General features: G+C 70.1%; 13 protein-coding genes. 3 read left to right on the top strand and 10 right to left on the bottom strand.

Annotated features, from left to right (window positions below; all coding sequences use genetic code 11):
- From D3218_RS13895 to uxaC, 4 genes are all read right to left on the bottom strand, one after another.
- Positions 1-1,281: a TRAP transporter large permease gene (locus D3218_RS13895; RefSeq protein WP_119540694.1), complete on the bottom strand. Its 1,281-nt coding sequence runs from the start codon at positions 1,279-1,281 to the stop codon at positions 1-3.
- A gap of 5 nt (positions 1,282-1,286) precedes the next feature.
- Positions 1,287-1,874 carry a TRAP transporter small permease gene (locus D3218_RS13890; RefSeq protein WP_119540693.1) on the bottom strand — a complete coding sequence of 196 codons (588 nt, stop codon included), beginning with the start codon at positions 1,872-1,874 and terminating at the stop codon, positions 1,287-1,289.
- Positions 1,875-1,998: 124 nt separating this feature from the next.
- A complete protein-coding gene (locus D3218_RS13885; RefSeq protein WP_119540692.1) occupies positions 1,999-2,973 on the bottom strand; it encodes a TRAP transporter substrate-binding protein in 975 nt (324 codons plus the stop codon).
- Between the two features lie 47 nt (positions 2,974-3,020).
- On the bottom strand, positions 3,021-4,427 hold the full coding sequence (gene uxaC, locus D3218_RS13880; RefSeq protein ID WP_119540691.1) for a glucuronate isomerase: 1,407 nt from the start codon (positions 4,425-4,427) through the stop codon (positions 3,021-3,023).
- 151 nt (positions 4,428-4,578) lie between these two features.
- Here uxaC and D3218_RS13875 point away from each other — a divergent pair, with 151 nt between their 5' ends.
- The gene (locus D3218_RS13875) at positions 4,579-5,601 is read left to right on the top strand and encodes a Gfo/Idh/MocA family protein (RefSeq protein WP_245415046.1); all 1,023 of its coding nucleotides are present in this window, start codon (positions 4,579-4,581) and stop codon (positions 5,599-5,601) included.
- Between the two features lie 101 nt (positions 5,602-5,702).
- Here D3218_RS13875 and D3218_RS13870 read toward each other — a convergent pair whose 3' ends face one another.
- The 5 genes from D3218_RS13870 to D3218_RS13850 form a co-directional block, all read right to left on the bottom strand.
- Positions 5,703-5,891, bottom strand: coding sequence for a hypothetical protein (locus D3218_RS13870; RefSeq protein ID WP_119540689.1), 189 nt, complete (start codon positions 5,889-5,891; stop codon positions 5,703-5,705).
- A 25-nt stretch (positions 5,892-5,916) separates the two neighbouring features.
- Positions 5,917-7,254 carry an HlyD family type I secretion periplasmic adaptor subunit gene (locus tag D3218_RS13865; protein ID WP_119540688.1) on the bottom strand — a complete coding sequence of 446 codons (1,338 nt, stop codon included), beginning with the start codon at positions 7,252-7,254 and terminating at the stop codon, positions 5,917-5,919.
- The gene (locus tag D3218_RS13860; protein WP_425359312.1) at positions 7,251-9,218 is read right to left on the bottom strand and encodes a type I secretion system permease/ATPase; all 1,968 of its coding nucleotides are present in this window, start codon (positions 9,216-9,218) and stop codon (positions 7,251-7,253) included. Before D3218_RS13860 ends, D3218_RS13865 begins: the two co-directional genes overlap by 4 nt.
- A 196-nt stretch (positions 9,219-9,414) precedes the next feature.
- The gene (locus D3218_RS13855) at positions 9,415-11,358 is read right to left on the bottom strand and encodes a hypothetical protein (RefSeq protein WP_119540686.1); all 1,944 of its coding nucleotides are present in this window, start codon (positions 11,356-11,358) and stop codon (positions 9,415-9,417) included.
- A gap of 166 nt (positions 11,359-11,524) precedes the next feature.
- Positions 11,525-12,550, bottom strand: a complete 1,026-nt coding sequence (locus tag D3218_RS13850; protein WP_119540685.1) for a hypothetical protein — start codon at positions 12,548-12,550, stop codon at positions 11,525-11,527.
- Between the two features lie 454 nt (positions 12,551-13,004).
- On the opposite strand from D3218_RS13850, the gene D3218_RS13845 reads away from it, so the two are divergent.
- Positions 13,005-13,592, top strand: a complete 588-nt coding sequence (locus tag D3218_RS13845) for a hypothetical protein (RefSeq protein ID WP_119540684.1) — start codon at positions 13,005-13,007, stop codon at positions 13,590-13,592.
- Between the two features lie 6 nt (positions 13,593-13,598).
- Here the strand turns inward: D3218_RS13845 and D3218_RS13840 are convergent, their stop codons facing one another.
- The gene (locus D3218_RS13840) at positions 13,599-14,300 is read right to left on the bottom strand and encodes a response regulator transcription factor (protein WP_136625108.1); all 702 of its coding nucleotides are present in this window, start codon (positions 14,298-14,300) and stop codon (positions 13,599-13,601) included.
- Positions 14,301-14,731: 431 nt separating this feature from the next.
- Between D3218_RS13840 and D3218_RS13835 the strand changes: the two genes are divergently transcribed.
- Positions 14,732-16,270: a hypothetical protein gene (locus tag D3218_RS13835; protein ID WP_136625107.1), complete on the top strand. Its 1,539-nt coding sequence runs from the start codon at positions 14,732-14,734 to the stop codon at positions 16,268-16,270.
- The last annotated feature ends 79 nt before the right edge of the window (positions 16,271-16,349 follow it).

The following is a 16,349-nucleotide window of genomic DNA, read 5'->3' as shown; positions in this document are numbered from 1 at the left end:
CTATCGGAACACGGCCGGCAGCCACAGCGACAGGGCGGGAATGTAGGTCACCAGGAGCAGCACCACGACGCCCGCCCCGTAGAACGGCCAGACGGAGCGCATCGCCTCCCATACGCTGATCCGGCCCACGGCGCACGCCACGAACTGCACCCCGCCGACCGGCGGCGTGTTCAGCCCGATCCCGTAGTTCAGGATCATGATCACCCCGAAATGCACCGGGTCGATGCCGTAGGCGGTGGCGATCGGCAGGAAGATCGGCGTGGTGATGATGATCGTCGGCCCCATGTCCATGAACGTGCCGAGCAGCAGCATCAGGACGTTGAGGAGAAGCAGGATCATGATCGGGTTGTCGGACAGCGACTGCATCCACATCACCAGCGTGGCGGGAACGCGCAGGAACGCCATCAGCCAGGAGAAGGCGGCGGCGGTGCCGATGATCAGGAGCACCATGGCGGTGGTGCGCACGGCGCCCATCGTGGCGTGGACGAAGTCGGCCCAGGTGAGCTGCCGATAGACGAAGACGGTGACGAGCAGCGCGTAGAGGACCGCGATGCAGGAGCTCTCGGTCGCCGTGAAGATGCCGGAGCGCACGCCGCCGAAGATGATGGCGATGAGAAGGAGGCCGGGGATCGCGGCCGCCAGGAGGTGGCCGATCACCAGGAAGCCCTGGAACGGCTCGGTCGGATAGCCGCGCCTGCGCGCCACGATGTAGGCCGTGGTCATCAGCGCCAGGGCGAGCAGCAGGCCCGGGATGATGCCGGCGGTGAAGAGGTCGGCGATCGAGATGCGCCCGCCCGCCGAGATCGAATAGATGATCATGTTGTGCGAGGGTGGCAGCAGCAGCGCGATCAGCGCCGCCATCGAGGTGACGTTGACGGCGTAGTCCGCGCCGTAGCCGCGCGCCTTCATCTGCGGGATCATGATGCCGCCGACGGCCGCGGCCTCGGCCACCGCCGAGCCCGAGATGCCGCCGAACAGCGTCGAGGTCAGGATGTTGACCTGGCCGAGGCCGCCGCGCACGTGGCCGATCACGGCGGCCGCGAAGGCGACGATGCGCCCGGCGATGCCGCCGCGCACCATGAGGTCGCCGGCATAGATGAAGAAGGGGATCGCGAGCATCGAGAAGACGCTCATGCCCGAGTTCAGCCGCTGGAACACGACCAGCGGCGGCAGGCCCATGTAGGCGACCGTCGCAAGGCTCGAGATGCCGAGGCAGAAGGCGATCGGCGTGCCGATCAGCATGAGCGCGGCGAAGGTGCCGAACAGGATCGTCAGTTCCATTGCGGTCAGCCCTTTCGCGCCAGATCGGCGGCGTCCCTGCGCACGTCGGCGACGCTCCCGAGTTCCACCGCCACCTCGGCCGGCACGTCGTCGATCGTCTCGTCCACCGGCGCCCCGCCAAGGCGAAGAACGATGCGCTCCAGCGCGAACAGGCAGATCAGCACGCCGCCCCCGACGATCGGGAAGTAGTCCCAGGCGCCCGACAGGCCGAGCGCGGGAAGCGTGGTGTTCCAGGTCAGCTTCACGAGCCCCGCGCCGAACCAGACCATGCCCGCCCCGAACACGAGGATCGCCACGTCCGAGATCATCCGCAGCCACTTCTTGGCGCCGGGCGGCACGACGTAGAGCAGCACGTCGAAGCCGAGATGGTTGTTCTCGCGAACGCCCACCGCCGCGCCGAGGAAGATGAACCAGCTCATCAGCATCACGGCGCCCGGCTCGGTCCAGCTCGGCGAATCGTTGAGCACGTAGCGGCAGAAGACCTGCCAGCCGACGATGCCCGTCATCAGGACGAGCCCGCCCCCTGCGAGATAGAGGGCGGCGAGGTTGAAGCGGGTCAGGAGCGGGACGCCGGGGCTTGGCTGTGCGGACATCGGATCATCCGTTGCGGATCGGGAGCGGCCACCGGGCGCGGCGGGGCGGCGCGTGGCCGCCCGCGAGACCGGGTGGGGAGGAAGGCCCCGGCGGCGGTCCGCCGCCGGGGATCGCGGGGCGCCCCTACTGCGTCGCGCGCACGTCCTCGACGAGCTTGCGCAGCACGTCGTCGGTGACGTGCTTGTCGTAGACGGGCTTCATGGCGTCGATGAAGCCCTGCTTGTCGACGTCGTTGATCTGGGCGCCCGCCTCCTCGACCTTCTTGCGCGAGTTCTCGGTCATCTCGGTCCACAGCTCGCGCTGACGCCCGACGCTGTCGGCGCCCGCCTTGCGGAAGATCTCCTGGTCCTCGGGCGTCATCGCGTCGAAGGCCGCCTTGTTCATCACGAAGACCTCCGGGAGGATCGTGTGCTGGTCCAGCGAGTAGTACTTGGCGACCTCGACGTGGCGGGCGGTGTCGTAGCTCGGATAGTTGTTCTCGGCGCCGTCGATGACGCCAGTCTCGATCGAGGAATACACCTCGCCGTAGGGCATGGGCGTCGCGTTCGCGCCGAGCGCGGCCGTCATGTCGACGAAGATGTCGGACTGGATCACGCGGAACTTCAGGCCGGCCATGTCGGCCACCGTGCGGATCGGCTTCTTGGAGTTGTAGAAGGAGCGCGAGCCCGCGTCGTAGAAGGCCAGCACCACGAGGCCCACCGGCTCGAACGCGGCCTTGATCTGGTCGCCGACCGGGCCGTCCATCACCTTGTGCATGTGCTCCTCGTCGCGGAACACGTAGGGAAGCGCCGGGACGATGGTCTCCTTCACCGTGCCGTTGAAGGGCGCCATGGAGACGCGGTTGAGCTGGATCACGCCCGAGCGCACCTGCTCGATCGTGTCCTTCTCCTCGCCGAGCTGGGCGGAATGGTACACCTCCACCTCGTAGCGCCCGTCCGTGCGCTCCTTCACGAGCTCGCCGAAATACTTGACGCCCTCCACCGTCGGGTAGCCGTCCGGGTGGGTGTCGGACGAGCGGAGCACGGTCTGCGCGCCGGCCGCGCCGACGCCCATGAGCGAGGCGAGCGCGACACCCGCCAGAAGTCTCATCATGCGCATGTGGTGGTTCCTCCGGTGTTCCGGGCTTGGCGCCCCGTTTTGGCCGATCACAGTCGGTAGGCCTTCTTGGCGAGGCCGTAGGCGAGGTCGTGAGCGAGCTCGTGCGCCTCGTCCTCGCGCAGGCGGTGCTCGGTGACGAGCCGCGCCAGAAAGGTGCAGTCCACCCGCCGCGCCACGTCGTGTCGGGCGGGGATGGAGGGAAAGGCGCGCGTGTCGTCGTTGAAGCCCACCGTGTTGTAGAAGCCGGCGGTCTCCGTGGTCGCCTCGCGGAAGCGTCGCATGCCCTCCGGGCTGTCGTGGAACCACCAGGCCGGCCCGAGCCGCAGCGCCGGATAGACGCCGGCCAGCGGCGCCAGCTCGCGGGCGTAGCTCGTCTCGTCCAGGGTGAACACGACCACGGTGGCGGCGGGGTCGGTGCCCACCGCGTCGAGCAGCGGCTGGAGGGCACGCACGTAGTCGGTGCGGGTCGGGATGTCGAAGCCCTTGTCCCGGCCGAAGCGGGCGAACATGGGCGCCGAATGGTTGCGCAGGGAGCCCGGATGGATCTGCATCACCATCCCGTCCTCGGCGCTCATGCGGGCCATCTCGGTCAGCATCTGGGCGCGGAACAGGGCTCGCTCGCCGGGCTCGGCACGCCCCGCGCGGACCCGGTCGAACAGCCGCGACGCCTCGGCGGCACCGAGATTGGCGGTGTCGGCGGTGGGGTGGCCGTGGTCGGTCGCCGTGGCCCCGAGCGCGCGGAACGCCGCGCGACGGCGCCGGTGCGCCTCGAGATAGCCGCTCCAGGTGCCCGTGTCGGTCCCCGCCACCTCGCCGAGCCGGTCGAGATTCTCCGCAAAGCCCTCGAAGTCCGGGTCCACCACCGCGTCCGGGCGGTAGGTCGGCAGCACGCGGCCGCGCCAGCCGCTCGCCCGGATCGCCTCGTGCGAGCCGAGGTCGTCCAGCGCGCCGTCGGTGGTGGCGATCGCCTCGATGTTGAACCGCTCGTAGAGCGCGCGCGGCCGGAACGCCTCGCTGGCCAGGCATTCGGCGATCCGGTCGTACTGCCCGTCGGCGTTGTCCGGGGTGAGCGGCTCCGCGAGGCCGAACAGGGTCTGGAGCGTGTAGTCCAGCCAGGCGCGGGTCGGCGTTCCACGGAAGAGATAATACGACTTTGCGAAGCGCCGCCAGATCCGCCGCCCGTCGGTCTCGACCGGTGTCCCGTCCAGCGTCGGCACGCCGAAATCCTCCAGCCGATGGCCCTGGCTGAACAGCATCCGAAAGATGTAGTGGTCGGGAACGATCAGGAGTTGCGCCGGATCGGGAAACGGCGCGTTCTCCGCGTACCAGCGCGGATCCGTGTGCCCGTGGGGGCTGATGATCGGCAGACCGCCCACCGCGTCGTAGAGTTCGCGCGCCACGGTGCGCACGCTCGGATCGGCCGGAAACAGGTAGTTCGGGTCGACGAATGCCATCTGCGTGCGGCCCCTCCCAAGGCACGCGAACGGTAGCGACAAGCGAGAAATCATGTCAACATACAAATTCTGAAGTCATGCTATGAATTTTGTGGGTCGCGCCGGTCGCGCCCCTCGCCCCTTTCCGTCACGCTCGTCCGGAGGATTCCAGATGCGGATCGCCATCATCGGTCTCGGCATGGCCGCCGCCCCCCACGTCGCCGCGCTCCGGGCGCTCGGGGACCGGGCGGAGGTCGCCGCCGCGTTCAGCCCGTCGCCGGAGCGACGCGCCGCCTTCGCGCGGGCGCACGGGCTTCCGGCGGCCGAACGGCTGGACGACGTCCTCGATGATCCGTCGGTGGCCGCCGTGCTCGTGCTGACCCCGCCCTCGACGCATCTCGACCTCGTCCGGCGCGCCGCGGCGGCCGGCAAGCACGTGCTCCTGGAGAAGCCGCTCGAGATCGACCTCGACCGCGCCCGCGCGCTGGTCGAGGCCGCCGACGAAGCGGGCGTGCGGCTCGGCGTGGTGCTTCAGAACCGCTTCCGCGCCTCGATCGAGGAGGGCGTGCGCCTCGTCGGAGAGGGGACGCTCGGCGCGGTCGTCAGCGTGTCGGCGCGCCTCAGCAACTGGCGCCCGCAAAGCTACTACGACGAGGCGGGACGCGGCACCCGCGCGCGAGACGGCGGCGGCGTCCTGCTCACACAAGGCATCCACACGCTCGACGCCATGATCGCCCTGGCAGGCCTGCCGGACGAGGTGACGGGCTATGCCACCACGAGCCGCGCGCACCGGATGGAGACGGAGGACGTCGCCCACGCGGCGATGCGCTTCGCCGACGGGGCGCTCGGCGCCGTCAGCGCCACCACCGCCGCCTATCCCGGTTTCCCGGACGCGATCGAGCTGTTCGGCACGCACGGGTCGCTGCGGATCGATTCGTCCGGTGCGGACGTGGTTCTGGCGGACGGGCGCGCCTGGCGGACGGAGGACGGGGCGGCGGGCAACGGCACGGGCGCCGATCCGATGGCGTTTTCCAGCCTCCACCACCAGCGCGTGCTGGCCGACTTCCTGGATGCCGTGGCGCAAGGGCGCGCTCCGCGTGTGTCCGGCCGGGAGGCGCTCAAGGTCCATGCGCTGATCGAGGCGATCCTGGCCTCGTCGGATGCCTCGGGCGCTCCGAGGCGGGTGGGGGCCTGACGCCCGTCGCAGCGCGTCGCCCGGCGGGTGGTCGGTCCGGCGAAGGCGTTCCGACGGCATGGCGTCGGCGGGATGCGAGGTGGCGGGAGCCCGGTCGATCCTTAGGCCAGCCACACCAGGCCGAGCACGATCAGGGCCCAGAGCAGCAGCGACAGCACGAAGCCCACCATCAGTCCGCGCGCGGGGGCGAGCGGATCGTTTCGCGGGCGTCGGACGGGGGCGGAACGGCGGCGGGTGCCGTCGCGGCTCCGATAGGCGGTGCGCAGGCGGTCGAACATGGCGATGCTCATCGGGCTGACTCCGGTTCCAGCGCGCTCAGCGCTCCAGGAAGGCGCGGCTCATGCTGTCGCGCACGGGCTTGACGACGTAGTCGACGAAGGTGCGGTGGGCGGTCTCGATGTAGATGTCGGCGGGCATGCCGGGGGTGACCTTGAGATCGTGGAGACGCGCGGCCTCGGCCTCGTCCAGGCGGACCCGCACGAGGTACACGTCGCCCGTCCGGCTGGGCCGGGGGTCCGGCACCGTGTCGGCCGACACGTAGACGATATGCCCCCGGAGCTGGGGCGTGGTGCGCTGGTTGAAGCTCGTCAGGCGCACGCCGGCGGTCTGCCCGTTGTGGACCTGGCTGATGTCGGAAGGGTTGATCAGCGCCTCGATCACCAGCGCCTCGTCGCGCGGGAGGATCTCGGCGATCTGCCGCCCGCTCTCGATCACGCCGCCGGGGGTGTGGTAGGCGAGGCGCACCAGGGTGCCGGCGACCGGCGCGCGGATCTCGGTGCGGCCCAGCACGCTGCGCGCGGCGAAGAGCTGCTCGCGCATGTCGTCGAGATCGACCTGTGCCGCCTGCAGCTCTTCCGTCGCGCCTTGCACCACTTCCTGCCTCGCCTGTTCGATCTGGCCGCCCAGCCGCGCGATCTGGCTTTCCATGTCGCCGATCTCGCCCTCGATGCGTCCCAGTGCTCCTTCTGCTTCCGCCGCGGCTCGCTCGATGGTGAAGAGGTCTGAACGGCGATAAAGTCCTTTCTCAAAAAGACTTCGTTTGGCCGCAAGTTCCTGAGCGATCAACGCTTGTTGACGCTGCACCGCGGCACGTTGGGCGCGCGAGCCGGTGGCGCGGCGCTCCAGCGACTGCCGGTTGCGGTCGATCACGTCGATCCGGCTGGACAGCGCGAGCCGCGCGGCGCGAAACACGTTGCGCTGCCCGGCGAAGATGCGCTGCACCTCGGCCTCGTCCTCCGCGTCGACGCGGATCGCGGAGAAATCCAGCTCGTCGCCGCCCGAGATCAGCGCCTGGAACCGGATCGTGCGCGCCTCGACGCTCGCCAGGCGCAGCATCAGCCGCCGCGCGTTGGTGCGCGCGACGGTCTCGTCGAGCACGATCAGCGTCTGGTCCTTGTCGACCTGGTCGCCCTCCTCCACCATGATGGCGCGGATGATGCCGCCCTCGTAGTGCTGGACGAGCTTGTTCTGGCCGGTGGCCACGAAGGTTCCGTGCGAGACCACGGCGGCCGCGAGCGGCGCCGTGGCGGCCCAGGTCCCGAAGCCGACGAAGATCAGCACGCCGACCACGAAGCCGATCAGCAGCGACCGGCGGATGGAGCGCGGGACGTCGGCGTACCAGGGCTCGATGACGTCGTGCGGGACGAGGCTCATGCCGCCCCTCCCGTGGCGGCCGGACGCGGCGCCGGCGCGCTGCCCTGGCCTTGGCCCTGACCCTGGCCCTGGCCCTGGCCCTGGCCCTGGCCCGTGATCAGCGCCATGATCTGGTTGCGCTCGCCGATGGCCGAGATCGCGCCCTTGTCCATCACCATGATGCGGTCGACGCAGCGCAGCAGCGAATGGCGCTGCGTGATCGCGACCACGGTGATGCCGTTCTCCTTGGCCTTGCGCAGCGCCAGCGCCAGCGCCTTCTCGCCGTCCGTGTCGAGGTTGGAGTTGGGCTCGTCCAGCACCACGAGGCGCGGATTGCCGAAGAAGGCGCGCGCGAGGCCGATGCGCTGCTTCTGGCCGCCCGACAACGGCGCGCCGTCGCTCGCGATCACGGTCTCGTAGCCCTGCGGGAAGGAGGCGACCAGTTCGTGGATGTCGGCCAGCATGGCGGCCGCGAACACGTCCTCGTCGGCGGCGTCCTCGCGCATGCGCGCGATGTTGAGCTTGATCGAGGCGGGAAAGAGCTGCACGTCCTGCGGCAGGTAGCCGATGCTCTCGCCGAGCTGGCGCGGGTCCCAGTTCTTGAGGTCCATCAGGTCGAGCCGGATGTTGCCGGCGGTGGGGATGATGGAGCCGACCAGCATACGCCCCACGGTGGACTTGCCGGCGCCCGACGAGCCGATGATGCCCAGCGCCTCGCCGGGCTGGAGCGAGAAGGACAGGCCGTTGAGGATCACCTTCTTCGTGGGCGGCGGCACGAACAGCACCCGGTCGACGTCGAGACGGCCCTGCGGCGCGGGCAGGCGCAGCCGCTCCACGTTGAGCGGCGAGTTCAGGAGGAGGTGCGAGATCCGGCCGTAGGCCGTCCGGCATTGCAGATAGGAGCGCCAGCCCTCGATCGTGCCCTCCACCGGCGCCAGGGCGCGGCTGGCGATGATCGAGGAGGCGATCACCATGCCGCCCGTGAGATGTCCCTCCAGCGCGAGGAAGGCACCCCAGCCGAGCATCCCGATCTGGACGAACAGGCGCAGGGCCTTGGACAGGGAGGAGAAGGCGACGTTGCGGTCCTGCGCCGCCACCTGGGCCCGGAGCGAGGACGCGTTGTCCTTTCCCCAGATCCGCACCGCCTCGGGGATCATGCCGAGCGCGTTGATGATCTGGGCGTTGCGCGACAGCGCGTCGAGCGTGACGTTGCCGCGCGCGTTGAACAGGCTCGCCTCGGCGAAGGCGTCGGCCGTGGCGCGCTTGTTGAGGTAGGCGACCACCAGCAGGGCCGCCACGGCTCCGACCACGATCCAGCCGAGGTCCGGATGCACCATCCAGACCGCTACCACGAAGATCGGCGCGAGCGGCGCGTCGAGCATGGCGAGCAGCGTGCCGCCGGTGAGGAAGGAGCGGATGTGCTGGAGGTCGGCCAGGACCTGGTAGTCCTTGCCCGAGCCCGACAGCGCCGAACGCGAGGCGGCCGCCAGGATCGGCGATCCGAGCCGCGCCTCCACCTCCACGGCGGTGCGCATCAGGATGGTGCGGCGCGCCAGGTCCAGCATGACCTGCCCGAGGATCGCCCCGCCCACGATGATCGTCAGCATCACCAGCGTGTCCAGCGAGCGCGAGGTCAGGACGCGGTCGGAGAGCTGGAAGAGGTAGATCGGGATCGCCAGGACCAGGATGTTGGTCAGGATGGTGAAGCCGAAGACCCACAGGAGGTTGCGCCGGACCCGGGCCTTGGTCTGGTCCAGCGAGAGCCGGAAGTTGACCGCGCGCTGGCGCTGATGCAGCGCGGAGGCGGGCCGGTCGTTCGCGGGCCGGGGAATGCGGCTCCGGGGCGCGGCGCCGGCGGGCGCGCCGGAGGCGGCGGAGGGGCCAGCCGGCGCCTCCGCCGAACGGGGCGTCGGCAGCACCGGGCCGCCCGCCTCGCCCTCGATCACCGCCGACTGGAGCGGCGGCCGCGCCGGGCCCTCGGGCATCGGGCGCGGCGTCTCCACGGGCTCGGCGGCGACCACCTCCTCGTCGGCGGCCCGGGCGGAGCGGACCGCCGCGTCGATCGACGCGAAGATCTCCTTCTCGCGCGCGTGCCGCGCCGAGCGGTCCGTCTGCTCGCCCTTGCCGTCGTCGCGTTCCATGTCGTTCCCCCGTTGTCGGCGCGCCGGCTGCCCGGCGATGTCAGGTCAGGATGCCGGCGACGCCGTCGGCCGTTCCGTGGGCGTCGTGGAACGGCAGGCTCGCGCTCGCGTGATGGGCGTCGTCGGCATGGACGTTGCCGATGAAGGCGATGATCTCGGGGGCGAGCACCGACACGTCGAAGGTCTGGACGCCGCCGTCGTGGGCGCCCACGAGGTCGGTCTGCGCCAGCATGGACTGCGAATAGTATTCGCCGCCGAGGAAGCGGTGGTGCGCCGCGTCGTCGAGGTCGAGGATCGTGGCCTTGTTGACCTGCGCGTTGTGGCCGGTCGACACGGACCAGCCGCCGCCCTTGCCGGCCTGCAGGTCGGCGACGAGCGAGGCGGCCGGCGCGCGGACCGTGTCGCTGTCCTCCAGGATGTTGATCTGCGAGACGACGTTGAGCTCCAGGACGTCGCCCTTGACGTAGAGGACGCGGATATCGCGGCCGGCGATGAAGGCGAGGTCGGCGCCCAGATGCAGGGCGCCGCTGCCCTCGCCGGCCGAGAAGCGCGCGACCAGCGCGCTCATCTCCGGCGACAGCGGCTTGAAGTCGGCGACCGAGCCGACGTTGACGATCGAGGCGGTGTTGGCGGCGAAGTTGCCGGCCGTGGCCACCGAGCCGACCCGGCCGCCCTCGGACAGGACATGGTCGCTGTCGGACAGGACGTTGATCTGCTGGATGAAGTTGCCTTCGTAGACGCTGCCGCCGATGACCACGAGGTCGTAGGCGCCGAAGAGCTTGGACAGGGTCGCGAGATCCACCGTCTCGTTGCCGCCGGTCAGGAGGCGGGCCCACTGCTCCTGGGCGCTGAGCACGACGCGGTCGCCGTCGCGCATGAAGGCGATCTGCCGCAGGACGTTGGTGATCTGGATGTCGCCCTCGATCACGTCGACCCTGTAGTTCACCGGAAAGCTGCCGACGCCGGGCGGCGGGGCGGCGCCCGGCGTCGCGTCCATCCGGTGGAACCGGGCGACGTTCCAGAGCTCGGCCTCGGCGAACTGGATGCGGGAGGCTTCCACGCCCTCCACCACGTCCCGCTCCGCCACGACGTTGAGCTGGTAGATGGCGTTGGTCTCGTGCCAGTCGCCGAGCACCGCCGAGACCTTGCCGAGATAGCCTTCGCTGACGAGGCGCGCCTCGTTGAGCTGGGCGTTGTCGCCGGCGCGCAGCACCATGCCGCTCCAGTCGGCGTCCACCGGCGGCAGATCCTGCGCCAGGCGGTGGGCCTCCAGCCGGTCGGCGAGCGAGGGGCCCGTCTCGACCTGCGCGCCGTTCCACCACGTGCCCTCGTGTTCGGCGGGACCGACCGCATTCCCCGCTCCGTCCGCGCCGCCGTCCGGCGCGTCGTGGCGCAGAAGCTGGCGCAGCCCGTCGGCGTCGGCGGGAACGGCGGGCAGGCGGGTGCTCGCCTCGGCGAGGCGCACCATGTCCACGAAGGTCTTGGCGATGGCGTCCACCGCGTCGAGCGGCGCCGCGTCGGGGTCGAGGATCACCGTGTCGCGGTCGTCCATCACCGAGAGCTGCGTAACGCGGGCGGACAGGGAATCGCCGTGGATCTCGTCGTAGACGTAGACCGGAACGGGTGACGGGGCGACCGGGCTGCGGGCGGGATCGTCGAGCTGCAGCGGCAGCCCCACCGCCTCGTGATGGGAGAACCGGATCGCATGCGGGCCGACGTCGACGTCGTGGGCGGCCAGGCGATGCGTGCCGGCCGGCTCGATCGCCAGCGTGTCGTTGCCGAAGGCGATGCGGGGGTTGAAGCCGGGGGCCGCGTAGCCGGGGACGCCGCTGGCGTCGGGGGTCGCGTCCTCGTCCGGCAGGTGGACGCCGCTCTTCTCGGCGTTGGTCTCGGTGACGGGCTTTCGCAGGCGCGGATCGACTTCCAGGAGGTCGAAATAGCCGATGAAGCGGGCGATCGTCTCTTGTGCTTCGGTGACGAGCATGGCGGACCGCAGCCCTTCTCTGCCGGAACGGTCGTCGCGGGCCGGAACCGGTTCGCCGGGTCCCGGGCGGCGACGGCATCGGGCTCATCCGTTCGGGGGGCTTGAACGCATGAGCCCTGTCGCCGGCGGCCGGGATCGACCCGGCCGCCTCACGTTCGCCTCGCGGTCAGGCGTCGCCGAAGTCCGCGGTCATCGCATCGCCGCCCACGACGTTCATGTCGACGCTCGTGAACTGGATGTTGGCACCCATGGCGATGTCCATGGTCAGGGCCTCGTGGCTGGCCGTGATGCCGGCCGCCGCGCTGGTCCCGGCCGCGATCTCGGAGCTGTCGCCCGCCATGTGTCCGCCGCTGTTCGACGCGCTGGCCGTGCCGCCGTCGAGGTCGTTGGCGGTCATCGAGAAGCTGCCGTTGCTGAGGCCGGTGCTCGGCTGGTTCAGCCAGTCGCCGTCGTTCAGCGTCGCCGTCTGGTGGATGGAGAAGACGTTGCCGTCGCCCAGGAGGGCCTGGCCGCCGGCCGCGCTCAGCGCGTCCTGCCCGGCGCCGATGATGTCGTCGATGTGGCCGCAGACGCTGCCGATGTCGATCAGGTCGTCGTCCGAGTTGAACGAGTCCGTCCAGGCGTTGCTGTTGTCGTTGAAGGAGTCCGTCACCGTCGCCTGGAAGCTCGTGTTGCCGGAATTGTCGGACGAGCTGTCCGTGTTGTGGGCGTTGCTGACGGAGTTGTCGTTGCCCGAGTCGGACGTGTTCACCGAGTTGTCGTTGTTCGAGTCGGTCGTCGAGTTGTCCGAATTGTCGTTGCCCGAGTCGGCGATGGCGACATTGGTCGAGTTGTCGTTGCCCGAGTCGGTCGTCGAGTTGTCGGAGTTGTCGTTGCCCGAATCCGTGGTGTGGACCGAGTTGTCGGAGTTGTCGTTGTTCGAGTCGGTCTGGCTCTTGTCGTTGGCGACGTCGCTGACGTTCAGCGTGTTGCCGTCCGTGCTCGACGAGTTGTCGCTGTAGTCGTTGCCCTGGTTCGAATTCTGGGACTGGTTGTTGCCCTGGTTCGAGTTGTCGGACTGGTCGTTCGCGACGTTGTTGCCGTCGTAGGACTGGTCGTTGCCCTGGTTGTCGATGTCGGGCGAGTTGACGTAGGCCTCGGCCATCGAGCCGGTGGCGGCATGGGCGGTGGCGTTGCGATCATAGGCGGTCATGGGACGTCTCCTGCGTTGAGGCGGTCACCCATGCTCCTCATCTACGGGAGACGCTGGCGCGACCGGCGTTGCTTGAAGATTTCGGCAAGATCCTGCCCTCGTCCGAGCCGATACGATTGCGGCGAGACGGCTCTTCGGCGGAACAGGTATCGGGAAAGAACCGCCGGACACGCGGCCATGGCGGATCTGTTTCTTCTACGGGCGAACACTGCCCTCGTCTCCCGCTCGACTGCCGGGGAAGACGGGATTAACTTTTCATTAATGGATTGCACTGTCTTGAAGGGATGAATCCCACACCTGTCGGGATATTTCCGTAGGGAGACATCGAGGCCGGCCGGCCCCTCCGGCGGACGGGCGGACGACGGGCGGGATGGCGCCGGCGGAGGCCGGGGGACCGCACGCTCGCCTCGGCTGCCGCGAGGCGCTATGGATGGGCGCAGGACGGAGGTGCGACATGGCGCGGGGTTCGAAGCTTCCCGAAATCCCGGACTTCGATTCCCTGGAGACGGCGGCGGCCGGATCACACGGCCAGCGGACCGAACTGTTCGGGCTGATCGGCAACCTCGTCTACACCTGGTCCAACAACGAGAGCCTTCTCGTCTATCTGGTGATGCTGCTGCTGCAGACCGACCGGCCTTCCGCGCTGATCGTCTTCGGGACCTTGAACACGACGCGGGCGCGCGTCGACCTCGTCCAGCGCCTGGCGCGCGTGAAGGTTCAGGATCGGGAGCTGCAGCAGCGGCTGAAGGGGCTGATGGCGCGCTTCGACGCCGGAACGCGTCTGCGCAACGAGTATCTCCATGCCATGTTCAGCGTGGACGAGGCGGGCCGCATCACCCACACGCACGCGATGCGCATCGAGGAGCGCGGACGCACGATCCGCTTCGGGACGCAGCGGGCGATGGACGAGGAGAGGCTGGAGGCGCTGCGGACCGAGATCCGCTCCATGAACCGGCTGAACCGCGAGTTCTGGCTGTTTCTGTCGGCCTTGGAGGCCCATCTCGACGGTGGCGCAAAGGGCGAGGATCCGAAGACCCGCTGAGGGCGCTCAGCCGCGAAGGGGCGGCCCGTCGCCGCCCGGAGGCGGGGCGCCGCGCGGGCTCCGCAGCCCTTCGTCCAGCAGCGCGGAGAACCAGCCGGTGCGAAGCGCGTAGCGGATGATGTCGGCGCGCGACACGAGGCCGAGTTTCGCCGTCGCCCTCGCCTTGTAGGTCTCCACGGACTTCTGGCTGATCGCCAGTTCGCGCGCGATCTCCTTGGCGCTGTAGCCGAACGCCGTGCGCTTCAGCACCATCATCTCGCGGGCGCTGACCCGATGCACCATGCGCGGCAGCGGATCGGCGCGGCGCTCGGGCCCGACGCCGTGCGGCAGGACGCAGGGCGCCGCCGCCTCGTCCTCGATGATCTCGGCGATCGCCGAGATGATCGCCTGGCCGTCCGAAGTCTTGTGGATGTAGCGCCTCACGCCCGACGCCAGGATCTCGCCCAGCCCCTCGTCGTCCTGGCGCGCGCCGATCACCAGGACGCTCGCGGTGCCCGCGACCTCGGCCGCCAGTCCGGCCAGGGCGCCGAGACGCCCCCGCGCGACCGCCAGATCGACCACCACGATGTCCACATGGAGATCGCGGCAGGCGGCGCGCCCGGCCTCCAGCGTCTCCGCATGGCCGGCGACGACGAGGTCATGGCGGCTCTGCCGGGACGCGAACCCGACGAAACCTTCCCGGAAGAACGGCTCGTCGGTAATCAACAAGATGTTGCACAAAGCCATTGCTCCCCCATCGATAACTATGGTCGCGATATGAAGGTCAGGGTTTCCCTGACAGACAACTATGCGAATACGTCTCACAGTTGCGTCAACACCCACAGATTGCACATCAATCATTTTGTCTTGCAAATGTTTTATGCGACGTTTGCACAAGTATCGGGCGAAATGTCGGAAAATGACATTACGAGACTTGGGCGAGGTGCCGCCGACCGCAACCATGAGCTGCATCCGGGCGACGCATTCCGGCACCGCTTGATTCCGCGTGGGGGACATGGTGACATGCGGCCGGATCGCCCCTCGGCTTCTTCGCCGGCCGGCGGTTCGTCATTCCTTTCGATCTGGGGGGTCCGGCATCGAAGCGCCTTGCCCGGTCACCGACCGGGCCGGCCGAGCCGTGCACCGGAGCTTCCGGTCCCATGTCCGCATCCCCCATGCTTCTCCTGGTCGCGCTTCTGGGCGCGACTCCGGCCGCGACCGCGGCCGCCCCGCCCTGCGGCGATCTCCCGCTCGAGGCCTGCGCCAAGGCCCGGCCCGCCGCCGCGCGGCTCCAGCTCCAGGGCATCCTGGCGGCCGGGCCCGACGGCTACGCCGCGCGCCTCCTGGGCGATCTCACGCCGGCGGACCAGCCGGCCGAGGCCGCGGCCCTGTATCGCCTCTCCTACGAGAGCGGCGACCTGTGGGGCGGCATCGCCTATGCGAAGCGCCTCGGCAGCGGCCAGGGCGTCTCCGCCGATCCGTCCGCGGCGATCGCCATCCTGGAACGGGCGGCGGACGCCTCCAGCGACGCCGCGCCCTTCGTGCTCTACGACGCCGCCATGCTGCGGAGCGCGCGCGCCGCGCCCGGCGACGAGGCGGCCGCCGACGCGCTGCACGTGCGGGCCGCGCGCCTCGGCAATGTCTGGTCCACCATCCCCCTGGCGCACCGGCTGGCCGGCGGCACGGCGGTGGGCATCGGCGCGGGCGAGCTCGCGGAGCGGATGGAAGCGGGGCTGCGCGCCGGCGATCTGGGCTTCGCGCGGCATGGCCGCGTGGCGCTGGCGCGCCTGCGCCTGCGCCTGGAAACCCGCGAGGCCGAAGACCGGCCGCGCGGACTCGCGCTGCTGGCCGAGGTGGAGGCGATGGGCGGCGAGGAGGGTCGGCGCGCCGGCGTGGAGCGCGCCGTGCGGCTTCTCGAATCCGGCTCGCGGACGCAGAAGGCGGAGGCGCGACGCCGCCTCGAGGCCTGGGCCGGCGAGGGTCTGGCGCCGGCGCTCTTCGCGCTCGGCCGGATCGAGGCGCAGCGGCCGGACGGCGAGCGGGGCCGCATGCGCGCCGTGCGCCGCCTGGAGGCCGCCATGGCCAAGGACCCGTCGCTCCAGGCCTATGGCTGGTATCTCGTGGGCGACGCGTGGCGCGAGAGCCGGCGCGCCGACGGGGCCGCGCGCGCCCGCCGGGCCTATGTGCGCGCGGCCGAGAACGGCAACGGCTGGGCCGAGATGCGCCTCGCCGAGGGCCGCGCCTTCGGATCGCTCGGCGGGACGTCGCCGCGCCTGGCCCGGCTCCACGCCGAGCGTGCGGCCCGCTCGGCGACCCCGGAGGCCGGGCTCGCCGCCCTGCTCATGCTCCAGGGCACGCCCCACGACGCGTCCGGCCGCCGCCTCCTGGATCAGGCGGCCGCCACGCTGCGCGCCGTGCCGGCCGAACGGGTGGCCGAGATCGTCGCGTCCGCTTCGGACAACGGGCGCGTGCGCTTCGCCCAGGCCGTGTGGCAGGAGCGCGGGCTCTACGACGGGCCGGTGGACGGGCTCGCCACCCGGCGGACCATGCGCGTCTTCGCCTCCGAGTGCCGCCGCCTGCGGATCGCGCAGTGCCGCGACGGGCTGATGCCGGCCGAACTCGTCGCCGCGCTGGTGGCGTCGATACCCGAGCCCGGTCCCGCCTCCTCGCAGGCCTCTGCGCCCGACCATAAATCGTGACCCGGAAAAGCTTGCGCGAAGCTTGTCGGCACAACTTTTTTATGTATTCTTGAAATTACCGATTGCGGCGTAGAGAGAT

Origin of the sequence: Aureimonas flava, from assembly GCF_003583935.1 — a bacterium.
Taxonomy (GTDB): domain Bacteria; phylum Pseudomonadota; class Alphaproteobacteria; order Rhizobiales; family Rhizobiaceae; genus Aureimonas; species Aureimonas flava.
Note: the sequence above shows the minus strand (reverse complement) of the source record. Positions and strands in the feature narration are given on the sequence as shown.

What these genes read in the sequence shown, in the direction of transcription:
- D3218_RS13895 (WP_119540694.1), bottom strand. Translation starts at nt 1,281, where the DNA reads ATGGAACTGACGATCCTGTTCGGCACCTTCGCCGCGCTCATGCTGATC.
- D3218_RS13865 (WP_119540688.1), bottom strand. Translation starts at nt 7,254, where the DNA reads ATGAGCCTCGTCCCGCACGACGTCATCGAGCCCTGGTACGCCGACGTC.
- uxaC (WP_119540691.1), bottom strand. Translation starts at nt 4,427, where the DNA reads ATGGCATTCGTCGACCCGAACTACCTGTTTCCGGCCGATCCGAGCGTG.
- D3218_RS13850 (WP_119540685.1), bottom strand. Translation starts at nt 12,550, where the DNA reads ATGACCGCCTATGATCGCAACGCCACCGCCCATGCCGCCACCGGCTCG.
- D3218_RS13890 (WP_119540693.1), bottom strand. Translation starts at nt 1,874, where the DNA reads ATGTCCGCACAGCCAAGCCCCGGCGTCCCGCTCCTGACCCGCTTCAAC.
- D3218_RS13875 (WP_245415046.1), top strand. Translation starts at nt 4,579, where the DNA reads ATGCGGATCGCCATCATCGGTCTCGGCATGGCCGCCGCCCCCCACGTC.
- D3218_RS13860 (WP_425359312.1), bottom strand. Translation starts at nt 9,218, where the DNA reads ATGCCCGAGGGCCCGGCGCGGCCGCCGCTCCAGTCGGCGGTGATCGAG.
- D3218_RS13885 (WP_119540692.1), bottom strand. Translation starts at nt 2,973, where the DNA reads ATGCGCATGATGAGACTTCTGGCGGGTGTCGCGCTCGCCTCGCTCATG.
- D3218_RS13870 (WP_119540689.1), bottom strand. Translation starts at nt 5,891, where the DNA reads ATGAGCATCGCCATGTTCGACCGCCTGCGCACCGCCTATCGGAGCCGC.
- D3218_RS13845 (WP_119540684.1), top strand. Translation starts at nt 13,005, where the DNA reads ATGGCGCGGGGTTCGAAGCTTCCCGAAATCCCGGACTTCGATTCCCTG.
- D3218_RS13855 (WP_119540686.1), bottom strand. Translation starts at nt 11,358, where the DNA reads ATGCTCGTCACCGAAGCACAAGAGACGATCGCCCGCTTCATCGGCTAT.
- D3218_RS13835 (WP_136625107.1), top strand. Translation starts at nt 14,732, where the DNA reads ATGTCCGCATCCCCCATGCTTCTCCTGGTCGCGCTTCTGGGCGCGACT.